Below are 23,011 nucleotides of genomic sequence, written 5' to 3'. Positions count from 1 at the left end.
GATGGCGGACGACACGTCGGCGGACGGCGTACCTCTCGTTCGCGTGGGCATGGTCGACGACCATCGTTCGCCGATCTGGGGAATCGAGCGCGTGCTCGACCCGATCGCCGACATCTCGCTGGTCTGCGCGGCGTCCACCGTCGATGGTGTGCTGGGCGGGATGCCGCTCGACGTGGTCCTGCTGGACCTCCGTCTCGATGACGGCACGACACCACGCGAGAACGTCAACGCACTCTCCGCGGCCGGGGTGGCCACCGTCGTCTACACCTCCGGCGAGCACCCGGCGCTGTTGCGCTCGGCGGCTCGCGCCGGAGCGCTCGGCGTCGTGCTCAAGTCGGCCGACGAGTCGGTCATCATCGACGCGATCCGGGCGGCCGCCCGGGGTCGGGCGGTCCTCACCACCGAGTGGGCCGCAGCGATCGACGGCGACCCCGAACTCGCAGCGGTGGACCTGTCGCCACAGCTGCAGAAAGTTCTGGCGCTCTATGCATCCGGCGAGACCTCGACGCGGGTCGGAGCCGCCCTGGGAGTGTCCGCCGAGACGGTCAACGAGTACCTCAAACGGATTCGGCAGAAATATGCGGATGCGGGAAGACCGACCCACACCAAGGTTGATCTGTTCAAGCGTGCCGTCGAAGACGGTTGGCTCCCGGTGCCGCAGCGACTTCGGCGAAAGACCGGAGTCGTATCCGACGACTCGCGCGGAAGCGGACGGTGAACGGCGCCCGCCCGCAGGCGGCGACGGTGACACACATCGAAGACAGAGGAGGGGAGCGATGGGGAAGCGGCGACGAAACCGACTCGACCGGTGCCGAGGTCCCCAGTTCTGGGTCTACCGACCGACACTCGGCCGACCTACCGTTGGGGCAACGATGAGAACGCGTGGAGCGTGCGGCGTCGGGGACGTGAGCGATGCGCCGATCGAAAAGGGGATGGATCAATGACGGCGACCACAGAACTCTTCACGACCGGGGCGTCGTCGGCGGCACGCCGTGCTGATGCTGCGGACATGGTGGCGCACAACAGGGTTGCGCGCCTCGCCGACTATCGGGGGAGCGGGGAGGTGACCGCCGCGATCCCGCGGCCGAGCCTGTCCGACCGGGAGATCGAGGTCTTGCTGGCGTGGCTGGCCGCCGACTCCAAGGAGGATGCCGCGGCGCGCCTGTTCATCTCGGCGTCGACGGTGAGCACACACCTTGCACGAATCCGTGCCAAGTACACCGCGGTCGGCCGTGGCGCCCCGACCAAGACGCACCTGTTCGCGCGCGCCCTCCAGGACGGATACACCGGCCTCGACTCGTGGTGAGTTCGTCCGCGGATCGGTCAGGGCGGAGGGGGCGGTCCGGTGGGCGGACGAGCTCAGCGCAGGTCGCGTTCGATCCGCGGCCAGGTCTGGTACAGGTCGTCCTGCCAGTAACCCCATGAGTGGGTGCCGGTCGGGCGGAAGTTCACCTGGACCGGGACGTCGAGCGCACGCATACGCTCGACCATCTGCCGGGTGCAGATGTCGATGGCGACCTCGATCCCGCCGCCCAGGATCGCCTGGTTCGCCAGCGTGAAACCGTCGCCCGCGATACTCGGGTCGGTCAGCTGCTCGTGGACTCCCGGTGCTCCCGTACCGGTGGTCATGTAGACCTTGCTGCCGCGCAGCTTCGCCGCGTTCAGGTAGGGATCGTTGGCTCGCCAGCCGGGGCCGTCGAGCGGGCCCCACATGTTGGTCATGTCCGCTTGGCCCCGGTCCTCGACCACCAGCCGGATGTACTGCTGGCCGGCCGGGTCGCTGGTCCGAGCGCACCCGCTGAACGCGGCGACGGATCGGTACAACCCGGGGGCGGCGATGGCGAGGTTGAGCACCGATGTCCCCGCCATCGAGATCCCGGCGATCGCGTTGACGCCGGTGGTGTCGAATTCGTCGTCGATCAGGGGCGGCAGTTCTTTCGTGAGGAAGGTCTGCCATTTGTTGCGCCCGAGAGCGGGATCGTCGCGCTGCCAGTCGGTGTAGTACGAGTAGGCGCCACCGATCGGGGTGACGACATAAGCGTGCCGGTCGGCGAAGTACCGCTTGTAGGTGGTCCGTGCGTCCCAGGTCGCGGAGTCCTCCCCGCCACCGGCGCCGTTGAGCAGGTACAGGGTGGGCGCCGGCCGGGTCCGATCCGGTGGCGTGAGCACCGTGACCGGGACTGTGCGGTTCATCGATGCGGAGTGGACGAGCAGCGTGACCTGCTGCGGGTCATCGGTGTAGGAGTCGACGATGCGGGAACCGTCGGGGGCCGACGGCGCGGCGGTCGCCGGCGCCCCGGGAGCGGTCGCGAGGCCCGCGATGACCGCACCCACCGTCAGCAATCCGGCGAGGACTCTCCACCCGCCGGGATGTCGCTGCCGCTGTGCCCGACGACCGATTCCGTTCACATCGCACCTACTCGTTCTCGAGATCCCGTCGGCTCGGACGCGCCGACGCCCGGCCCCACAGTCTATGGATCGCCCGCACATCGAAGAACGATACGAGCGGAGATCGCCAGGGCTGTCACCCGAAGGATCGAATTCTCGCCGGACTAGAGGGCGACCTGGGCGAGGATCGGCGTCGTCGGCTGCGGCGAACCGCCGGCCGGTTCGATGGTGACCGCGAGCACGCTCGACCCGCGCACGTCGTCCACCACGATCGGGGCGGTGTCGTCCCCGGGGATCAGCCCGGCCGGCACCGGCTGCGGTGCGCCACCCACCAGCCACAACTGATAGGTGCTGTCGGCCGGGATGGGCGTGCGCAGGTCCCGCAGGAGCGCGACCGCCTGGTCGGCCGATTCGGACGTCACCACCGCGATGGTGCCCCGGTCGTCGGCCAATGGCTCGACGCTCACGGACGCGTCTGCGGCGGTGAGTACCCCGAGCACCTCACGCTGGGAGTCGCTGAGCGCCGTCGACGAGGTGGACGACTCGGGGGCGGTGGTGCGACCGATGAGCACGCCTGCCCCGAGCGCCACGGCCACGGTCACCGCCGCGGCCGCCAGGATCGCCGTTGCGCGTGCCGGGCGCCGCGCGGTCCCACCCGATCGATGCTGTCCGTGGCGCGAGTCGCGGGGCCGCAATTCGACCGGCGGCGGTGGCGGCGCGAGGTCGCTCTCGCCGGATCGGCCCGTTCCCGCGGGTGCGACCGGCGGGACGGGATCGACCGCGGCGGCCGGGTTCTGCGGGCCCGGATCGATGCCCGAGGGTACGTAGGCCTCCGGGGTCAGCGCCGCACCCTCGAAGACGTGCTGCAGCACCCGGTCCCGGAGTTCGGGCGGTGCGTCGAGCGCATAGGTCGTCGCGAAACCCGCCATGGCCGCCTGGATGTCGGCGATCTGGGCGTCGTGTTCCGCCCGCTCGTGGGGTGGAAGTGCGGCGAGTTCTGACTCGACGCGTCTGGTCTCGTCGGGGGTCAGCGCGCCGACGGCGAACAATTCGACGTGGTCGTCGAGCCAGGTGGCCCCGCGGTCCCCGGTCGTATCGGATGTGGTCATTGTGGGATCAGGCGTCCTCGTGCGTCCTCAGGCAGGTTCTCAACCGACGCAGGCCATCTCGAATCCGAGATTTGATGGTGGGCAAGGGGGTATCGGTGTGCCGGGCGACCTCGGGATAGGTCAGGCCCCCGAAATACGACATCTCGATGCAGCTCCGTTGCAGTTCCGTGAGCGTGCCGAGGCATGTTCGTAGCGTACGCGCCTCGTCGGTCTGCACAACGACCTCGAGCGGTATGTTCCGCGGTGTCTCCACCGAGACCGCGCCGTACTGCGACATGCGCTGTTGCTGCAGCTCCTCGGATCGGACGCGGTCGACGGCCCGCCGATGGGCGATGGTCATCATCCATGTGATGACCGAACCGCGCCCGGGCTGGTACTCGCCGGCCTTCTGCCAGTACTGCAGGTACGCCTCCTGGACGATCTCCTCCGCGTACTGACGGTCCCGCACGACGCGGAACGCGAGTCCGTAGATCCGTGAACTCGTGCGGTCGTACAGCGTGGAGAACGCGGTCCGGTCGCCCGCCGCGGCTGCGGCCAGCAACTCCCGCAGCACCTGTGCTTCGCCCCCGCGTCCGTGGTGCGCGTCGGTGGCCGCGCTGCCATCGTCCGGTGTCACGGTTCCACGGTAACGAAGACGTAGGAATTTCTCGGGTGATCGTCGATCCCGGGGCTACCGATCGCGAATACATGGATCACTGACCTGCAGATCACCGGTTGGCGGCGCGGCGGTACAGGATGAGCGAGGCGGGTATGCACACCGCCAGTATGACCAGTGCCGATCCCACCGAGTATCCGACCGCGTGGTCGGCGACCCATCCGGTGGCCTCGGGGAAGGTCGGCGGCGCCTCGTTGCCGAAGAGCTGCCGGGACGCGGTGGCCACTGCCGTCACCGGATTCCACTCGGCGATCGCGCGCAGCGGACCCGGCAGGCTCTGGGCGGAGATGAACGCGCTCGACAGGAACGTGACCGGGAACATCCACAGGAACCCGATGCTCTGCGCGGCTTCGACATTCGGCGCGGCGAGACCGGTCACCGCACCCACCCACGCCATGGCGAGCGCGAACAGTCCGATGATGCCGAAGGCGAGGGCGGCGTCGCCGGCACTGCCCTGGACCCGCCAGCCGATCGCCAGCCCGCACGCGACCATCACCGCGAGGCCGACGACGCCCAGGAGCATGTCCGAGGTGACACGGCCGCTGATGACGCCCAACCGGGACATCGGTAGCGACCGCAGCCGGTCGACGATGCCGTCGGAGGTGTCGTTGGCCAGACCGACCGTGGTGAAGGCCGCGTTGAAGACGACGGTCTGCGTGAAGATGCCGGCCATCAGGAATTCCCGGTAGGAACCCCCGCCGAAGGTCGCGCCGAAGACGTAGGCGAACAGGAAGACGAACATCAGCGGCTGGATGGTGGCACTGATCAGCAGGGTGGGAATACGCTTGACGGTGAGCAGGTTTCGCTCGACCAGCACTGCGGTGTCAGTGAGCATGGAGTCGATCCGTTCGGGTCGTCGGGGCGTGGGAGAGATCGGGATCGGCGTCGGCCACCCTCGGGATGACGGTGGTCTCGGCATCGGCCGTGGCCGATGTTTCGCCGCCGAGGTCACTGCCGCCATCGCTGTCCGGCGTGTCCCGCTCCGTGAGGGCCAGGAACACATCGTCGAGGGTCGGCGTGGCGACGGTGGCGTCGACGACGACGATTCCGGCGGCGTCGAGCGCCCGGACGGCGGCGACCGCGCTGCGGCTCCCGTCGCTGACCGGCAGGGACCACCGTGAGTTGTCGGTGTGTGCCGGGTCGGGGCGATCCGACTCGTCGAGTCGTTCGGGCATGCCGAGTCCGACCTCGGCGAGGGTCGTGGCGACCAGCTCGTCGTGAGCGGTCCCGTCCGTCCGCACCTCGATGGTGAGGATCGACGCACCGGTGGAGGCCTTGAGGTCGGCGGCACTGCCCTGGGCCCGGATCGTCCCGTGGTCGATGACGGTGATCTCGTCGGCCAGGGCGTCGGCCTCTTCCAGGTACTGCGTCGTGAGGAGGACCGTCGCGCCGTTCGCGACCTGTTCGGTGATGACCTCCCACATCTGGCGTCGCCCACGGGGATCCAGACCCGTCGTCGGTTCGTCGAGGATGACCAGGGACGGTCGGTTGATCAGGGCGCCGGCGAGATCGAGTCGCCGGCGCATGCCGCCGGAGTAGGTACGCATCGGGCGGTCGGCGGCGTCCTGCAGGGCGAGGTCGGCGATCAGTTCGCGCGCCCGTGCCGAGGCCTCGCCCCGGGAGAGTCCGTACAGCTGACCGACCATCCGCAGGTTCTCGAAACCGGTCAGGTTCCCGTCGACGGCGGCGTACTGCCCGGACACGCCGATGATCTTGCGGGCTGCGCCGGGATCGGCGAGGGCGTCGACGCCGTCGACCACGACGCTGCCCTCGTCGGGCTTCATCAGCGTCGCCACCGCGCGGACGGTGGTGGTCTTGCCGGCTCCGTTGGGGCCGAGCAACGCGTGGACGGTGCCGGCGGGCACGGTCAGGTCCAGGCCGTTGAGGGCATGGACGCGGCGCCCCCGGCCGAACAGCCCGGTGCGAAACGTCTTTCGCAGGCCGCGCAGCTCGAGGGCGTTGCGGGCGGGGGAGACGCCATCGGTGGATGTCTCGCCGGGAGACGTGACCGGACCGGACGGCGACGCCGTGGTCCCCGGAGTGGTTTCGGCCGACGTCGTGTCAGCCATACTGTGCCGCCCCATGTGTGACCTCCCTCTCACTGTTCTGCGAACGTTCCATCGCGCGGATCAGGCTGGCGGGCCGCATGTCTCGCCAGTTCTCCTCGACGTACTCGAGGCACTCGTCGTGACCCGACGGACCGAACACGACGGTCCAACCATCGGGGACGGGGGCGAAGTCCGGCCACAAGGAATGCTGGTTCTCGTAATTGACGAGGACGCGGAAGGTCCCCTCGGTGTCGTCGAACGGGTTCGTCATGATTCCTCCTCCTGTGCTGCGATTCCCGGTGTGCCCGGGTCTGATTCGATCGGGCCTGATTCGATCGCGGTCAGCCACTCGGAGACGTTCTCCGGCAGCAACATGCGTGCGTGGGTGCTGGTCGCCTGGACCTCGACGACGCGACCGGTGACCTTGGCGTGCCAGTCGGCGATCGCCGGCGGGCCGTCGTGCGCGTCCACGGTCGCGGTGACGAAGGTGAGGTCGCCGTCGAAGACCCGGGGTCGCCAGTTCCGGGCGAGTGGGGACGCGTGGCGGAACACCTCGTGCACGGTCGTGAGCGTCTCCTCGGACAAGCCGCCGAGCGCGCCGCCCGCCGCGGAGATGACGCGGAACGCGTCCGCGACCGAGGGCTCGGTGCCCTCCTCGCCACCGTCGGGGACGTCGAGTCCGAACTCGCGCATGAGTTCTGCGATCGACGCCTCGGTGTCGAGGTCGGGCCGTTCGGCGACGACGTAACTGTCGAGCACGACGAGTTGCTCGACGGTCTCGCCGGCCTCCTGGAGTTGCGCGGCCATCTCGTGGGCGATCAACCCGCCCAGCGACCACCCGAGCAGGTGGTACGGCCCCTCCGGTGACACCGTGCGCAGCTTCGCCACGTACACCTGGGCGAGGTCGGCGATCGTCTGCGGGCACGGATCACCGGCGAACGCCGGGTGCTGTAGGCCGTAGACCGCGCGGTCGGCAGGCAGGTGGGGCAGCAGGGAGGTGAAGCTCCAGGACAGTCCGATCGCCGGGTGGACCACGAAGAGCGGTGCGGGAGCATCGCTTCCGGCGTCGCCGCTGGTGCGGCGCAACGGCAGGAGGGTGTCGAGACCGGAGGCCGACGGTCCGGTGTCCCCGTCGGAGTGCGCCCCGCCGTCGAGCAGCTCGGCGAGTTCGGCGGGACTCGGGGCCCCGAACAGCGACTGCGCCGCCAGGTGCTGCCCGGTGAGCTCGCTCAGCTTGCCGGTCACGGCGGTGGCCATCAGCGAGTTGCCACCCAGGTCGAAGAATCCGTCGTCGGCACCGATGGCGTCGAGGTCGACCTCGAGCACCTCCGCGAAGACGCGGGCGATGGTCGTCTCGGTCCCGGGGGCCGGCGCCCGGCCCGAGGCGGAGACGGCCGGGGTCGGCAGCGCCGCGCGGTCGAGTTTGCCGGTGGGGGTCAGCGGAATGTTCTCGAGCACGGAGACCGACACCGGCACCATGTGCCGCGGCAACCGTCGTCCCACCCGGCGCCGCAGGTCGGCGGGATCGGGTTCGTGCCCGCGCGTCGCGGTCACGTAGCTGCGCAGGATCGCCTGGGCCCCGGTGCCGTCCACGAGTGTCACGGCGAAGTCGACGTCGGGTTCGGCGGCGAGCGCGTCGTCGATCTCACCCAGTTCGATGCGGAATCCGCGGACCTGCACCTGGGAATCGCTGCGGCCGACGTAGAGGAGCTGCCCGTCGCCGGTCCAGCGGACCAGGTCGCCGGTGCGGTACATCCGTTGGCCGGCGAACCGGGGCCCGGTGACCATCGGAGCCGGGACGAACCGGACCGCGGTGAGGCCGGGTCGACGGTGATAACCGCGCGTGAGCTGCACGCCGGTCAGGTACAGGTCGCCGGTGACGCCGGGCGGCACCGGGTGCAGCCGATCGTCGAGGACGAGCGCGCCGACGCCGTTGTTCGGCGTGCCGATCGTCAGCGGCGTGTTCGGGGTCAGTGACCGGCTGCCGGTCGTGATGATCGTCGTCTCGGTGGGTCCGTAGACGTTGATCATCGTGCGACCGGGCGACCAGCGCCGTACGAGGTCGGTTCCGTAGGCCTCGCCCCCGACCGCGAGTGCGCGCAGTGACGGCACGGCGGCGGGATCCATGCTGGCCACCGCGGCGGGGGTGATGAACGCATGCGTCGCCTGGCGCGCCCTGATCACATCGCTGAGCGCGGTGCCGCCGTAGACGTGGGGTTCGACGATGGTCAGTGCCGACGAACCGGCCAGCGCGAGCAGCATCTCCAGCACGGAGGCGTCGAAACTCGGTGAGGCGAAGTGCAACACGCGGGACGTGGGTCCGGGGTTCATCCGTTCCGCGAGTTCGTCGTGCACTGCGCGCAACCCGCTGTGCGGGACCAGGACGCCCTTGGGCTTGCCGGTCGATCCCGACGTGTAGATGATGTAGGCCAACTGATCCGGGCGGATCGTCGACGCCCGTTCGGCGTCGGTGATCGGCGCCGGCGAGGAGTGCTTCATGCGGGTCCGGGTCGACGCGGCGTCCAGAACGAGGGTCGGTACCTCGCTCCAGGCCGAGCTCTCCGCGATGCGTTCCCACGACGACGAGGTCGTCACGACCAGCTGCGCGCCGCTGTCGTCGAGCATGTGCGCGATGCGGTCGGCGGGATACTCGGGGTCGATGGGAACGTATGCGGCGCCGGCCTTCACGATCGCCCAGATCGCCACCAGGGAGTCGATGGAACGGCTGATCGCCATCGCGACCACCGGTTCGCGGGACGACCGGACGTCGGGACCCTCGGTCCCCGGCTCGTCGTCCGAGCGCGAGTAGGCCCCCACCCCGCGGCCCAGGAGGACCCGGGCCAGCCGGTTCGAGCGTGCGTCGAGTTCGGCGTAGGTGAGCGTCTCAGGGCCCTCGCCGTCCGCGGTGGGCTGCCCGATCGCGGCGAGCCCGTCGGGGTGCCGCCGCACCGCATCGGCGATCAGCACGTCCAGCGTCGTCGGTGCGTTGCCGCGCGGTCCGAGAGCGGGGGTGCGCTCGGCAACCTCGAGGGGGTCGGTGATGCGGATGTCGCCGATCGCGCGTCCGGGGTCGCCGAGCATGCCGCGCAACACGCGCATGAGTCGCGTTCCCAGCATCTGGGCGTCGTCGTGTCCGTATCGCGCCGCGTCGTAGGTGATCTGGACGGCGGCGTCGGTGTCGGAGTCGGTCGCGCCCAGGCCGGTGACGGTGAATTGCAGGTCGAACTTGGCGGCGAGGGACTCGAATTCGGCCACCTCGGCCATCAGGTCGTCGTCCATCGGAACGGCGGTCCCGGCGAGGGAATCCGCACCGCCCACCGGGGTCGGCGCGCCACCGGCGAAGTCGTGCACCGACAACGCCACCTGGAAGAGCGGGTGTCGACCGTGCGCGCGTTCGGGATTGAGCGCGGTCACGATGTCGTCGAAGGGCACCCCGCGGTGATCGAGGGCGTCGATGTCGGTGTCGCGGGTCCGGCGGACCAGTGCGGCGACGGTCTCCGCGCTGCGCAGGTGGCTGCGCAGCGGCACCATGTTGACGAACATGCCGACCACACCGCTGTAGTCGCGGTCGACGCCGGTCATACCGGTGCGGTTGTCGACCGGACTGCCGATGACCAGGTCATCGCCGACGCCCAGACGGTGCAGCAGGATCGCCAGTGCGGTGTGCAGGACGGAGAACGGCGTCGTCGACTGTTCGCGGGCGAAGGCGGTCAGTCCCGCCCGGGTGTGTGCCGGGAGCGGCAGACTCACCGACCGGGCACCGGAACCGCGTCTGCCGCCGCCGACCGGTTCGACCGTGCTCTCGGCGGGCGCACCCGCGAGGTGTTCGGTCCAGAATCCCAGCTCGTCGGTCGCCGCGGGCGCTGTCGCACTCTCGACGGCGTGGTCGCGGTAGTCGAGAGCGGCCGCATCCCAGGTGTCGGCGCGGCCGGCGCGTCGTTCTCGGTAGGCCTGCGCCAGGTCGCCGACGAGGGTCGGCAACGACGCGCCGTCGGCGGCGATGTGATGGACGACGAGCAGGAGGATGTGCGTCGCGGTCTCGCCACGCGCACCGGGGTCCGCGACGACCGTGGCACGCAGCGGCGCCTCGGTGGTCGGGTCGATGGGCGTCGATGCGAGGCGCGCGATCTCGCTCATCAGCGCGTCGGAGTCCGCGGGGACGACGGGGGTCAGCGAGCCGACGACGGCCGCGGGATCGTCGAGCACCCGGCCCGTCGGTGTCCCGTCGACCGCCTCGAAGACCGTCCGCAGGCTGGTGTGCCGGGCGACGACATCGGTGAGTGCGCCGCGGAGGGCCTCGAGATCGATGTCCCCGGTCAGTCGCAGGACGAAGGGCATCAGGTACTCGGTCGACGCGGGGTCGGCCGCCGCCAGCGACCACAGGCGGCGCTGGACCGGCGCGAGCGGGAATGTCTCCCGTCGGACCGGGCGACCCGACGACTCGTCGGACTCCGCGGTCGGTGCCCAGTCGGCCGGCAGGCTGATCAGGTCCGCGAGGGCTTCGGCGGTCGGGTGGTCGAAGACGTCCCGGACGCGGAGGCGGCCGTCGGCCGACACCCGGTTGATCCGACTGACCAGGGTGGTCGCCTGCAGCGAGGTGCCACCCAGCAGGAAGAAGTCGTCGGTGGCACCGATCTCCTCGCGAGCGAGGCCGAGCACGTCGGCGACGATGCCGACCAGCGCGGTCTCGGCATCACCGCGCGGTGCGCGACCGACGGACGACATGCTGCTCGACGACGGCTCCGGCAGTGCCCGCCGGTCGAGCTTGCCGTTGCCGGTCAACGGGATCTCGTCCAGCACGACGATCGCGGACGGGACCATGTGGCGCGGCAGGCGGCTGCGGACCGACTCCAACACCTTTGCGCTGTCCAATGTTTCCGGGGCGTCTGCAGTGCCGGCCGCCCCGCCCGACCGCGTCACGTAACCGACCAGGGTGGCCGATGCGCTCTCGCCGCGGACGACGGTGGTGGCGAAGTCGATTCCGTCCACGGCCGCCAGTGCCGCACTCACCTCGTCGAGTTCGATGCGGAAACCGCGGACCTTCACCTGGTTGTCACTGCGACCGTGGTAGGTCAGCGCGCCGTCGGCGTCGCGGTGCACGATGTCACCGGTGCGGTACATGACGGCGCCGTTTCCGTCGGGGGAGGCCACGAACCGGCCGGCGGTCAGACTGCGGCGCCCCAGGTAGCCCCGTGCCACTCCCGGCCCGCTGAGGTAGAGCTCGCCGGGAACGTGGTCGGGCAGCGGGCGCAACCGATGGTCGAGGACGAGAGCGGTGCATTCGTGGACCGGCGTGCCGATGGTGATCGGCTCACCCGGGCGCAGCGGCGCCGACATCGTCGCGACGATGGTCGTCTCGGTCGGTCCGTAGGAGTTGATGTAGCGACGGCCGGTTCCCCAGCGCGCCACGAGTTCCGGAGTGCTGGCCTCGCCGCCCACGCCGAGGGTCTTCAGGTGGGGGAGCGGATGGGGTGCCGCGGCGGCGAGGGCCGACGGCGTGATGAACGCGTGGGTGACCTCGCGCTCGTCGAGGAACTCGACGAGTTCGTCGCCGCCGTAGATCGTCGTCGGTGCCACCACCATCGTCGCGCCGGACTCGACCGCGAGGAGGAACTCCAGCATCGATGCGTCGAACGAGGGGGAGGCGAACAGCAGGGTGCGATCGCCGGGGCCGACCTCGTACCGCTCCCGCTGCGTCTGGGCGAACGCGGCCAGGCCGCGATGGGACACGCTGACGCCCTTCGGTTTTCCGGTGGAGCCGGAGGTGTAGACGATGTAGGCGATCGAATCCGGGTGTCGGGCCGGGGGCCGGAAGCCCGCGCGCTCTCCGGTGCGCAGATCCTCCGGGGTCAGCCACCAGATGTCGTGCGGCACATCGCGACGGTGGTCGGCGCTGCTGATGCCGAGGATGGCGCCCGAATCGGCGATCATGTGGGCGATCCGCTCGGCCGGGTAACGCATGTCGACCGGGAGTGCGGCCGCGCCCGCCTTCGTCACGGCCCATGTGGCGACCACCGATTCCAGGCTGCGATCGACGGCGATCGCGACCACGTCCTCGGTTCCGACCCCGAGTTCGCGCAGGGTGAGCGCCCAGCGCGCGGAGAGCCGATCGATCTCGGCGTAGGTGAGCGTGCGGTCTCCGTCCTCGACCGCCACGCGATCGGAGTGGTCGATGACGGTGTCGGCGAGGATGTCGGCAAGATGCCTCGGCTCGATCGAGCCGTGGTCGCGGACCTTGGGTTCGGCGGCGGCCGCGAGATCGGCCGCCCCGGTGAGGTCGTCGAGAGGTGTCGACGGATCCGCGGCGACCGCGCGTGCGAGATCGACGAACATCCGGGCCAGTTCGCTGACGCGGTCATGCGTGTGGACATCGGTCGCATAGGTGAACCGCGCGCGCCCGTCGCGGATTCGCAGTTCGAGGTCGAACCGGGCGGCCCCGGTCTCGATCTCCTCGGCGACGACCCGCAGGCCGGGCAGATCCACCCTGGTGTGGTCAGGTTCGAGGGTGTCAGAGACCCCGGCGTCGAATGCCAGCGCGATCTGGAATATCGGATGCCGGTCCGTGCGAGGCGGATTGAGCATCGAGACGATCTGCTCGAACGGCATGTCGGCGCCCGCCAGCGCGTCCAGATCGCGGCTGCGGACGGAGTCGAGCAGGGCCGCGAACCCCTGGCTCCCGTCGACCGGGGTCCGGAGGACGACCGAGTTCACGAACATACCGACGATGTCGGCGAGCCGGGGATCGGCGCGTCCGGCGACGGGGGTGCCGATCACGATGTCCGCCGCCGAACCGGCGACATGAACCTCCGGGTCGGCGTTCAGCCGATGCAGCAGCGCGGCGAACACCGCATGCACGCACATGAATTCGGTCGCCCGGCCGCCGCCCAGTGCGGACAGGCGGCTGCGCAGTTCGGCGTCGAAGTCGACCTCGACCACGCCCGCGGTGCGGGCGGACCCGCTCGGCGCGTCGGGCACGAGGATCGGACCGACATCGATCCCGTCCAGGTCCTGTCGCCACCGGTCGGCCAGATCGGTCCGGGTCTCGAGGTGATCGGCCTGCCACCGCAGGTAGTCGCGATAGTCCAGGGCCGGCGGAGTGGCGGTGACCGCGGCTTCGGTACCGTTCTCGGCCGCCGTCCGCAGTTCGGCGTAGGCGGTGGTGATGTCGCGGTGCAGCGGCACCATGGACCAACCGTCGGCCGCGATGTGGTGGATGACGAGGGTCAGCTTGTGATGCGCGGTGTCACTGTCGATCCGGTGCAGCGCGACGCGCAGCGGTACGTCGACGGTCAGGTCGAACGGGCGACGCGCCAGCGCCTGCGCCTGGGCCGGCCACTCCGCCGAAGTCGTCTCGACGACGGTGAGTTCGGTCTGCACCTCGTCGGTGGGACGTACGTCCAGGTCGGGGCGCCCGTCGTGCTCGGGATAGACGGTGCGCAGCATCTCGTGGCGGTCGACGGCGTATCGGAGCGCGCCGGACAGGGCGTCCACGTCGAGATCGCCACGCAGATCCAGCGCGAAGGCGATGGCGTAATCGGCTGTCGACGAACCGTTGTCGGAGTCGGCACGACCCGGATCGGCGTCGGCACCGCCCGCGAGCTGGTTGAGGAACCAGAGCTGCTGCTGCGCGGGTCCCGGTCGCGCCGGGCTGTCCGGATCGTGCCGGAGGTCGGCGAGCGTCCGCGCCTCGACGAGGGCGGTGTCACCCGCGTCGGCGCCGCCGAGACGGGCGATGCCGGCGACGGTCGAGTGGTCGAAGACCTCGCGGACGGGGATTCGTCGCCCGGTGAGATTCTCGAGTGCGCCGACGATCTGGGTCGCCAGCAACGAGTTGCCGCCGAGGTCGAAGAAGTCGTGATCGCGGCCGATGGTACCGGGCTCCAGCTCGAGACGCTCGGCGATCAGATCGGCGACCGCCTGCTCCAGGCGGTTGCGCGGCGCGACGAACGCCACGTCGCCGTCCACCGATCCCGGCTCCGGCGCGGGCAGTGCCCGGAGGTCGACCTTGCCGATCGGGGTCGTGGGGATCTCGTCGAGCTCGATGATCGTCGACGGGATCATGTGCCGGGGCAGGCGCTGCGCCAACCGGTCTCGCACCGCGGCGGCCTGTCCGTGGGCGCCCGCGGTCACGGTCACGTAGGACACGAGATGGGCGCGGTCGCCCTCGCCATGCGTGGTGGTGACCGCCGCCCGCACCGACTCGTCGGCGACCAGGGCGGCGTCGATCTCACCGAGTTCGATGCGATGCCCGCGGATCTTGGTCTGATGGTCGGCCCGCCCGCGGAACTCGAGTTCGTGATCGGAGGTCCATCGGACGAGGTCGCCGGTTCGGTACATGCGCTCGCCGGGATCGCCGTAGGGGTTGGCGATGAAGCGTTTGGATGTCAGCGGTCGGACGCCGTGGTACCCGCGGGCGAGATGCTCACCGGCGATGTACAACTCGCCGATCGCGCCGGGGGCGACCGGGCGCAGGCGCTCGTCCAGGACCAGCGCGGAGATGCCGCGGATGGGCCGGCCGATGGTCAGCGTCGTGTAGTCGGGGCTGATCGGCGCCGACACCGCGGCCACCACGGTGGTCTCGGTGGGACCGTAGGCGTTGAACAGCTTCGGGCCGGTCGACCAGGTGCGGACCACCTCGGAGTTCGGGTGCTCGCCGCCGATGACGAGAACCTCGAGATCGGGGACGTCGTCCGGCGTCATGGTGGTCAGTACCGACGGGGTGAGGAAGGCATGCGTGATCCGCGCATCGCGCATCAGCTCGGCGAGCTCGGTGCCGCCGACGATGCCCGGCGGCACGATGTGCATGGTCGACCCGGCGGAGATCGCCATCAGGATCTCGAGTACCGACGCATCGAAACTCGGCGACGCCATGTGCATCGTCCGACTGGTGGGCGTGATCCCGTACTGCGTGACCTGTTGCGCGCCGAAGTCGGCGAGTCCGCGGTGGCTGACGACGACGCCCTTGGGCGTGCCGGTGGTCCCCGATGTGTAGATCAGGTAGGCGGGCTGGTCGACGTCGAGGACGCCTCGGCGCTCCGAGTCCGCGATGGGCTCCGTTGATTCGGCGTCGATCCATTCGCGGATCGCGGGGTCGTCGAGGACGACTGTGCTCAGAGCGGGCCCGGCGCCGGGATCGGACGACCGATCGGTGACGAGCAGTCGTGCGCCCGAGTCGGTCAGCATGTGTTCGATGCGGCCGGACGGATACGCGGGATCGACCGGGAGCCAGGCGGCTCCGGTGCGGGCGATCGCCCACATCGCGACAATCCACTCGACACTGCGCGGAAGTGCCACGGCCACATGGTTTTCAGGCCCGGCGCCACCGTCGATGAGCGCCCGCGCCAGCTGGTTCGACGCCGCGTCGAGTTCGCGGTAGGTCAGCGACCGGGTGCCGTCGGTGACCGCGACGCGGTGTGGCGAGGACTCCGCGGCCGCCGACAGCAGCCGGGTGAGGTGTTCGACCGGACGGCGGCCTTCGCCGACTGCCGGGACGAGATCGAGACGCTCGTGCAGGTCGAGCACCGGCAGGTCGCCGATCGGGGCGCTCGGGTCCGCGGTCGCCGCCTCCAGCATGCGGACCAGGCGCGAACCCAGTCCGGCCACCGTGTCCCGGTCGAAGAGAGCGGTGGCGTAACCGATCTCGAGGGTGAGGCCGGCGGGCTCGCCGGTCGCCCCGCGCACCTCGGTGAACGTGAACTGCAGATCGAAGGTGGTGCGACCGGTGTCCACGCGGGATGCGGTCGCCGAGAGCCCGGCGAAGTCGAGCCGGATGGCGGAACGGTCCTCCAGGGCCATCGACACCTGGAAGTACGGGTGGACATTGCCCGAACGGGCCGGGTTCAGTTCGGTCACCAGTCGGTCGAACGGCATGTCGGCGTTGTCGAACGCGTTCAGATCGGTGTCCCGGACATGTGCCACCAGGTCGGCGAACGGCAGGTCCTTGTCGACGACGGTGCGCAACGCCAGCGTGTTGACGAACATGCCCACGAGGTCGTCGAGGTCGGCGTCGCCGCGTCCGGACACCGGTGTGCCGATGATGACGTCCGAGGACTGCGCGAGGGAACGGAGCAGGAGCGCCACCGAGGCGTGGAGCACCATGAAGACCGTGGCGTCGGCCTCGGTCGCGATGGTCCGGATCGCGCCGTAGGTGTCGGGGTCGATGGTCGAGGTCACCGACGATCCGGACCGACCGGTCACCTCCGAATCCCGGCCTCGGGGACGGTCCAGGGGCAGCTCGGTCTCGCCCGGCGCCCCGTCGAGGGTGTCCCGCCAGAACTCGAGTTCGGCCGCGGCATGCGGACTCTCGTCGAGCCATGCGTGACGTGCGGCGCTGGTCTGCGAGTAGGAGACCGGCAGCTGCGACCATTCGGGCTCGATGCCGTCGCGGCGGGCGCGGTAGGCCGTGGCCAGGTCGCCGGCGAGGGGGGCCAGCGACCAGCCGTCGGCCGCGATGTGATGGACGACCATCGTGAGTCGATGATCGTCGTCGGCGGTTCGGACGAGGCGCGCACGGACGGGGATCTCGGCGGCCAGATCGAAGGGGAGCGAGGCGAAGTCGCGGTCCGGGCACTGGGCGACGTCACCGGTCGCGAGGACCGGCAGGTCGACGTCGACCGCGTCCGGGTCGATCGCGGAGATGCATGCCACACCGTCGATCTCGGTGACGACGCTGCGCAGCGGCTCGTGTCGCCGGACGACGTCGACCAGGGCCGTCCGGAGTGCGTCGGTGTCGAGTGCGCCGACGAAGCGGACGGTGAACGGCATGTTGTAGGTCGCCGAGGACGCGGGGTCCAGCCGTGTCGCGAGCCACAGCCGATGCTGGGCCGGGGACAGCGGCACGGCTCCGGAGACGGTCCGCCCGGCGGTGTCGTCGGAGGGGACCGAGGCGGAGCCGACGGCCGGCTCATCGGTGTCGACGCCCAGGTCGGACAGGGCCGCGACGAGGCCGGCGAGGTCGTCGGCGTCGAACACCGTACGGATCCCGATCCGATGGCCGGTGGCGCGGGACAGCCGCGAGGCCATCCGTGTCGCTGACAGTGACGTCCCGCCGATCTCGAAGAAGTTGTCGCTCAGAGAAATCGACGCCGGAGCCGTGGCGTGGGCCTCGTTCGCCACCTCGTCGGACGTGTCGTCGTGCAGGTCGAGCACATCGGCGACGGTCGCCACGACGAAGCGTTCGAGCGCGGTGCGGGCCCGGACGAACTCGCGGTGGGTCCGCAGGTCGGGCCGAGGCAGCGCACGGCGGTCGAGCTTGCCGTTGGCGGTGGTGGGCAGTGAGTCGAGGACCATGATCGCGGTGGGGATCATGTGATCCGGTAGCGCGGTTCGGAGTTCGGCTCGCAGGTCCTTGTCGGTGAGTCCGGTGCCGGTGACGTAACCGACGATCGTGGGCTCACCGGCGACCAGATCATCCCGGATGACCACGCCCGCGGCGGTCACGCCGTCCAGCCGGCTGAGGGTCGACTCGATCTCGCCGAGTTCGACCCGCTGGCCGCGGATCTTGACCTGTGAGTCGGTGCGACCGAGGTATTCCAGCTCGCCGGCGGCGTTCAGACGGACGAGATCGCCGGTGCGGTAGAGCCGTTCGCCCGGCGCCGCGGGCGAGGCGACGAACCGCGATGCCGTCAGGTCCGCGCGGCTGCGATAGCCCCGGGCCAGCTGGACGCCGCCGAGATAGAGTTCGCCGATCGCGCCGGGCGGTTGCGGCCGCAGGCGGTGGTCGAGCACGTGGACACCGGTGTTCCACACCGGGGAGCCGATCGGGATCACCGGGACGTCGGCGCGACAGTGGTCGTGGTGGGTGACGTCGATCGCGGCCTCGGTGGGGCCGTAGAGGTTGTGGATCGGAGCGGACGTCAGCGACGCGGCGGCACCGACCGTCGCGGGAGTCAGAGCCTCACCGCTGGTGAAGATGCGGCGTAGGCTCGTCAGCTCCGATGCATCGTCGGCGTCGAGTGCCGCGGTGAAGGCGGCGAGCATCGATGGCACGAAATGCAGTGTCGTGACGCGGTGTTCGGCGATCACGTCACGCAGATACCAGGGGTCGCGATGACCGTCGACAGTCGGGACGACGAGTGCCGCGCCGGTGGTGAACGGCCAGAAGAACTCCCAGACCGACACGTCGAAGGTGGACGGGGTCTTCTGCAGCACCCGGTCGTCCGGTGCGAGCTCGTAGCGGGCCTGCATCCACGCGAGGCGGTTGACGATGGCGTGGTGGGTGATGACCACGCCCTTCGGCTTGCCGGTGGAACCGGAGGTGAACAGCACATAGGCGGCCGTGTCGGGGCTCGGGGGCGTCGGTGCGGCTACGTCGGAATCGTCGTCGGCGCGCAGTTCGGCGAGCACCGACTCGGTGATGACGAGGTCGGGGGCGGCCACCTCGAGGATGTGACCGAGCCGGTCGGCCGGTTCGGCCGGATCGATCGGCAGGAACGCGGCACCGGCCCGGACGACGCCGTGCAACGACACGACCTGGTCGGTGCTGCGGGGCAGCTGAACGCCGACGACGCTCTCGGGGCCGATCCCGCGACGCGCGAGCGCGGATGCGATCTGTGTTGCGGCGCAGGCGAACTCGCGGTGGGTGAGCGAGTGTCCGTCCTGTGCGTCGGTGATCGCGGTCTCGTCGGGGTGGGCCCGGGCCGCGTCGTCGAGCAGGTCGACGAGGGTGGTGTCGCCGTGCTCGACCTGCTCCCCGGTCATGCGCTCGGGGAGTTCGGCTCGTTCGGCATAGGTGAGAACGTGCAGGTCCGACACCTTGGTCTCGACCGGCGCGCCGACGAAGGCGGTGACGAAGTCGACCAGGCGCCGGTGGTGGGTGGTGATCTCCTCGGCCGGGTAGATGTTGGGGTTCGCCTCGAGGTCGAGGGTCATCCCGCCGTCGAGGCTGTCGTAGACGTTCACCGACAGGTCCTCGATGGGGCCCGTGGACAGGACGTGCAATTCCCCCTTGAGCGGACCGAAGTCGATGTGCTGGAAGAAGAGCATGACGTTGACGAGCGGTCCGAAGAATCCTCGTCGCGCACCGGCCGCACCGAGGATCTGAGAGGTGATGTCCTCATGCCGGAACTTCTGATGCCGGACGGCGACCTTGATCTCTGAATTGGCCGACTTCAACAGATCGGCCAGGGTGGCGGTGTCGTCGTCGAGCGCGATGCGCAGCGGGACGACGTTCGAGGTCAGGCCCGCCGAGGTACGGAGGACATCGCGATCGCGGGCGGCGACCGGCAGGCTCAGCATCGCCTCGTCGCGATCGGTGTAGCGCGCGACGTAGGCGGCGACGGCGGCGGTGATGACCGAGGCGGGCCGGACCCGCTGGGTGCGGCCGAGATCGCGGATGCGCGCGACGAGCGTGTCGTCCAGCACTGCCGACCGTACGTCCGACAACGGCGCCGCCGAGGCCGAAAGGCTGGTGAGAGTGGTCATCTCGGGCATGTCGGCCAGATGCGACGCCCAGTGTTCGCGATCCTCGACGAACTTCGCGGAGGCGCGGTACTCACGGTCGAACTCCGCGATGTCGACCATCGACGCGGTGTCCGCGATCGGGGGCGGGGTCCCGTTCACGATCGCGGTGTAGTGCGAGGCGACCCGCAACATCATGTACATGGCCGCGTAGCCGTCGAAGCCGATGTGGTGACCGTGGCAGTACCAGATCGAGTGCCCGGGACCGATCTTGAGCAGGTGGGTCTCGAGGATGCGGTCTTCGAACACGTCCGAACTCGCGCTTCGCCGGCGGTCGATCCAGGCCAGCGCTGCCGCGCGCGGGTCGTCGGCGTCGGAGAAGTCCTGTCGCCCGAGTACCACTCCCTGCGACCGGTCGAGCACCATCATCGGTTCGCCGTCGTCGGTCGGGATCAACCGCAGCAGTGGGGCTTCGGTCTCCCGCTCGGTCAGGGTGACCGCACGTTGCATGATGTCCGGATCGACGTCGACGAGGGGGTCGTCACCGTCCTCGGCCTGCGGACCCGATGTGTCGCCGCGGAACTCGACGTACGCGTCGATGGTCATCGGCACGTCCGGCTCGAGTTGCTGAGCGTAGAAGATGCCGCGTTGTGCGGCGGTCATCGGGATCGTCAGGCCGGCGTCGATGTCGGTAGCAACGGTGTTCCGGACCGCGTCGTCTGTGGTCACGCGTGCCTCCCCTGTGAATGCGCCCGCACGGCAGCGTCGAACCCGGATCGAGCGTGGGGATTCGAACTCCGGTCCACGAACTCGGGGCGGGTGGCCCGGAGTCGAGGACTCGCCGTCAGGCCCGCGGTTGTCGGACTGAACTGCGGAGCCGGGGAGCATGGTGATCGTTCGGCTCACGATCGGCAGCCGAGAGTTACCCCCGGCGCTGACACGCCCCCCCGTGTTTCGCTCCCTTCCGGCTCGCACTGATTGCTCGCCGGACGGGCTTGTGTCTGGTCGATCTCGTCTCATGGGTGCTTCGCGTGGCGGTTCACCCCAGATGGGTCAGTGCGCGAAAAACTTTCCCGGCCCGGCGTCCTCCGAAACCCCACGCGGTCGCCGGGGCCATCGATTTGGCCCGGACCTGGGCATTCCCCTACACTTGTGGGGTTGCCTGCGGCACCGCTGTGTCGCGAGTCGGCTCACGAACCCACTGGGGCGGACCGCTCAGGTGTCACAACCTGGTCAAAACCCCAGGCAGGCGTGTGTTCGATGGCAACGGACCGTGTGCGTCGGGTCGGAAATCCGCCGTACATAAGAAGCCAGGTCAAGGAGACTAACGAGTGATTCAGCAGGAATCCCGCCTGCGAGTCGCCGACAACACCGGTGCCAAGGAGATCTTGTGCATCCGCGTGCTCGGCGGTTCCTCGCGGCGCTACGCCGGCATTGGCGACGTCATCGTCGCCACTGTCAAGGACGCCATCCCGGGCGGCAACGTCAAGAAGGGTGAGGTCGTCAAGGCCGTCATCGTGCGCACCACCAAGGAGCGCCGTCGTGCGGACGGAAGCTACATCCGCTTCGACGAGAACGCCGCCGTCATCCTCAAGGGTGAGAGCGACCCCCGCGGCACCCGCATCTTCGGCCCGGTCGGCCGTGAGCTGCGTGAGAAGAAGTTCATGAAGATCGTGTCGCTGGCACCGGAGGTGATCTGACATGAAGGTTCACAAGGGTGACACCGTGATCGTCATCTCGGGCAAGGACAAGGGTGCCAAGGGCAAGGTCATCCAGGCCTTCCCGAAGACCCAGCGTGTCCTCGTCGAGGGCGTCAACCGAATCAAGAAGCACACCGCCGCGTCGGCCAACGAGCGCGGTGCCTCCTCCGGCGGCATCGTGACCCAGGAAGCCTCGATCCACGTCTCGAACGTGATGGTCGTGGACTCCGACGGCAACCCGACTCGCGTCGGCTACCGCGTCGACGAGGAAACGGGCAAGAAGGTCCGGATCTCGCGCAAGAGCGGGAAGGACATCTGACATGACCTCTACTGAACCCAAGATCCAGCCGCGCCTGAAGACTCGCTACCGCGAGGAGATCAAGGACACGCTGAACAAAGAGTTCGAATACCCCAACGTGATGCTGATCCCGGGCGTCGTGAAGGTCGTCGTGAACATGGGCGTCGGCGACGCCGCCCGTGACGCGAAGCTGATCAACGGCGCCGTCGAGGATCTGGCCAAGATCACCGGCCAGAAGCCGGAGATCCGTCGCGCTCGCAAGTCCATCGCACAGTTCAAGCTGCGCGAGGGCATGCCGATCGGTGCGCGCGTCACCCTCCGTGGCGACCGCATGTGGGAGTTCCTGGACCGTCTCGTGTCCATCGCCCTCCCGCGTATCCGCGACTTCCGCGGCCTGTCGGACCGTCAGTTCGACGGCAACGGCAACTACACGTTCGGCCTGAACGAGCAGTCGATGTTCCACGAGATCAACATCGACAACATCGACCGGCCCCGCGGTATGGACATCACCGTCGTGACGTCGGCCACCACGGACGACGAAGGCCGGGCGCTGCTGCGTGCCCTGGGCTTCCCGTTCAAGGACAACAACGTTAAGGACAACTGACATGGCAAAGAAGGCTCTGGTCAACAAGGCCAACAAGAAGCCCAAGTTCGCCGTGCGGGCCTACACCCGGTGCAACAAGTGCGGTCGCCCGCACTCGGTGTTCCGCAAGTTCGGCCTGTGCCGAATCTGCCTGCGCGACATGGCACACGCCGGCGAGCTGCCGGGTGTGCAGAAGTCCAGCTGGTGACTCTCACCCCACGGGTTTCGTAGCACGAATGCGCTCATGGAGCGCATTCGTGCTACCGATTCCCCAGCGGCCCCATCTCGCTTCGGCGAGGTGGGGCCGTTGTCGTGTCACTGCTGAGCGAGCCACTCGTCGACGAGGCGCGGCAGCTTCTTCGCGTTCGCGGAGAGCGACCGCTGATACGCGCGGATCGCCAGCGCGTCGGTGAGCTTCCCGACCGCCCCGCCGACGCCGGCGTTGCGGATGCGGTAGGTGAGTTCGACGCCGCGACCAACCTCCGCGAACGTGGCCGAGATGGCGAACTCGAGCGGTGACTCCGTCGAGGAGAACTCGGTGGCCGTGTGCGCATCCACGCGCGTGAACTCGCCGGTCCAGTCGACGGCGCGGCCGAGCCCCTTCATCTGGCCGCGCCAGACGGTCCCGACCGAGACCGGTCCGTCGGTGACGGTCTCGACGCCGATCACGCCGGGCGTCAGCGCCGCGACGTGCTCCGGGATCAGGCAGTACTCCCACACCGTGGTGAGGGGTTGTCGGACGAGGACGGTCGCACTTGCTTCGGGCATGGCGTCGACGTTACCCGCCCGCCGGACTGCATGGCGAAAAGCGATCTATGGCAACGCTTCTCGC

Annotated in this window: 14 protein-coding genes; 6 read left to right on the top strand and 8 right to left on the bottom strand. The window is 69.4% G+C overall.

All coding sequences use genetic code 11. From position 1 onward, the window contains the following. The first annotated feature begins 1 nt into the window (after nt 1). Together QAD21_RS18235 and QAD21_RS18230 are read left to right on the top strand one after the other, a co-directional pair. The gene (locus QAD21_RS18235; protein ID WP_280359934.1) at nt 2-718 is read left to right on the top strand and encodes a LuxR C-terminal-related transcriptional regulator; all 717 of its coding nucleotides are present in this window, start codon (nt 2-4) and stop codon (nt 716-718) included. 222 nt (nt 719-940) lie between these two features. After that, on the top strand, nt 941-1,306 hold the full coding sequence (locus QAD21_RS18230; RefSeq protein WP_280359933.1) for a helix-turn-helix transcriptional regulator: 366 nt from the start codon (nt 941-943) through the stop codon (nt 1,304-1,306). Between the two features lie 53 nt (nt 1,307-1,359). Here QAD21_RS18230 and QAD21_RS18225 read toward each other — a convergent pair whose 3' ends face one another. The 7 genes from QAD21_RS18225 to QAD21_RS18195 form a co-directional block, all read right to left on the bottom strand. Then, entirely contained in the window at nt 1,360-2,400 is a 1,041-nt protein-coding gene (locus QAD21_RS18225) for an alpha/beta hydrolase family protein (RefSeq protein ID WP_280361789.1), read from the bottom strand. Nucleotides 2,401-2,552: 152 nt separating this feature from the next. After that, a complete protein-coding gene (locus QAD21_RS18220; protein ID WP_280359932.1) occupies nt 2,553-3,497 on the bottom strand; it encodes an anti-sigma factor in 945 nt (314 codons plus the stop codon). A gap of 7 nt (nt 3,498-3,504) precedes the next feature. Continuing rightward, nucleotides 3,505-4,113 carry an ECF RNA polymerase sigma factor SigK gene (sigK, locus tag QAD21_RS18215; RefSeq protein WP_280359931.1) on the bottom strand — a complete coding sequence of 203 codons (609 nt, stop codon included), beginning with the start codon at nt 4,111-4,113 and terminating at the stop codon, nt 3,505-3,507. Nucleotides 4,114-4,204: 91 nt separating this feature from the next. After that, nucleotides 4,205-4,987 carry an ABC transporter permease gene (locus QAD21_RS18210; RefSeq protein WP_058252001.1) on the bottom strand — a complete coding sequence of 261 codons (783 nt, stop codon included), beginning with the start codon at nt 4,985-4,987 and terminating at the stop codon, nt 4,205-4,207. Beyond that, nucleotides 4,977-6,221, bottom strand: coding sequence for an ATP-binding cassette domain-containing protein (locus QAD21_RS18205; protein ID WP_280359930.1), 1,245 nt, complete (start codon nt 6,219-6,221; stop codon nt 4,977-4,979). Before QAD21_RS18205 ends, QAD21_RS18210 begins: the two co-directional genes overlap by 11 nt. Continuing rightward, nucleotides 6,214-6,471: an MbtH family protein gene (locus tag QAD21_RS18200; RefSeq protein ID WP_280359929.1), complete on the bottom strand. Its 258-nt coding sequence runs from the start codon at nt 6,469-6,471 to the stop codon at nt 6,214-6,216. Before QAD21_RS18200 ends, QAD21_RS18205 begins: the two co-directional genes overlap by 8 nt. Then, a complete protein-coding gene (locus QAD21_RS18195; RefSeq protein WP_280359928.1) occupies nt 6,468-20,327 on the bottom strand; it encodes a non-ribosomal peptide synthetase in 13,860 nt (4,619 codons plus the stop codon). The genes QAD21_RS18200 and QAD21_RS18195 overlap by 4 nt, the downstream gene beginning before the upstream one ends. 602 nt (nt 20,328-20,929) lie before the next feature. Between QAD21_RS18195 and rplN the strand changes: the two genes are divergently transcribed. From rplN to QAD21_RS18175, 4 genes are read left to right on the top strand one after another with little or no spacing between them, the layout of a single operon-like run. Next, nucleotides 20,930-21,298, top strand: a complete 369-nt coding sequence (gene rplN / locus QAD21_RS18190; protein ID WP_004019493.1) for a 50S ribosomal protein L14 — start codon at nt 20,930-20,932, stop codon at nt 21,296-21,298. 1 nt (nt 21,299) lies between these two features. Then, complete coding sequence (gene rplX / locus QAD21_RS18185; protein ID WP_005197643.1) at nt 21,300-21,617, top strand: 50S ribosomal protein L24; 318 nt, start codon at nt 21,300-21,302, stop codon at nt 21,615-21,617. A 1-nt stretch (nt 21,618) separates the two neighbouring features. Next, a complete protein-coding gene (gene rplE / locus QAD21_RS18180; RefSeq protein ID WP_055475154.1) occupies nt 21,619-22,200 on the top strand; it encodes a 50S ribosomal protein L5 in 582 nt (193 codons plus the stop codon). Nucleotide 22,201: 1 nt separating this feature from the next. Then, nucleotides 22,202-22,387, top strand: a complete 186-nt coding sequence (locus tag QAD21_RS18175) for a type Z 30S ribosomal protein S14 (protein WP_004019490.1) — start codon at nt 22,202-22,204, stop codon at nt 22,385-22,387. Nucleotides 22,388-22,494: 107 nt separating this feature from the next. Here the strand turns inward: QAD21_RS18175 and QAD21_RS18170 are convergent, their stop codons facing one another. Further along, entirely contained in the window at nt 22,495-22,947 is a 453-nt protein-coding gene (locus QAD21_RS18170; RefSeq protein WP_280359927.1) for an SRPBCC family protein, read from the bottom strand. Nucleotides 22,948-23,011 lie beyond the last annotated feature (64 nt).

Source organism: Gordonia sp. SMJS1 (assembly GCF_029866425.1).
GTDB lineage: Bacteria > Actinomycetota > Actinomycetes > Mycobacteriales > Mycobacteriaceae > Gordonia > Gordonia hongkongensis.
The sequence above is the reverse complement of the archived record's forward strand: the minus strand, read 5'-3'. Positions and strand labels throughout refer to the sequence as shown.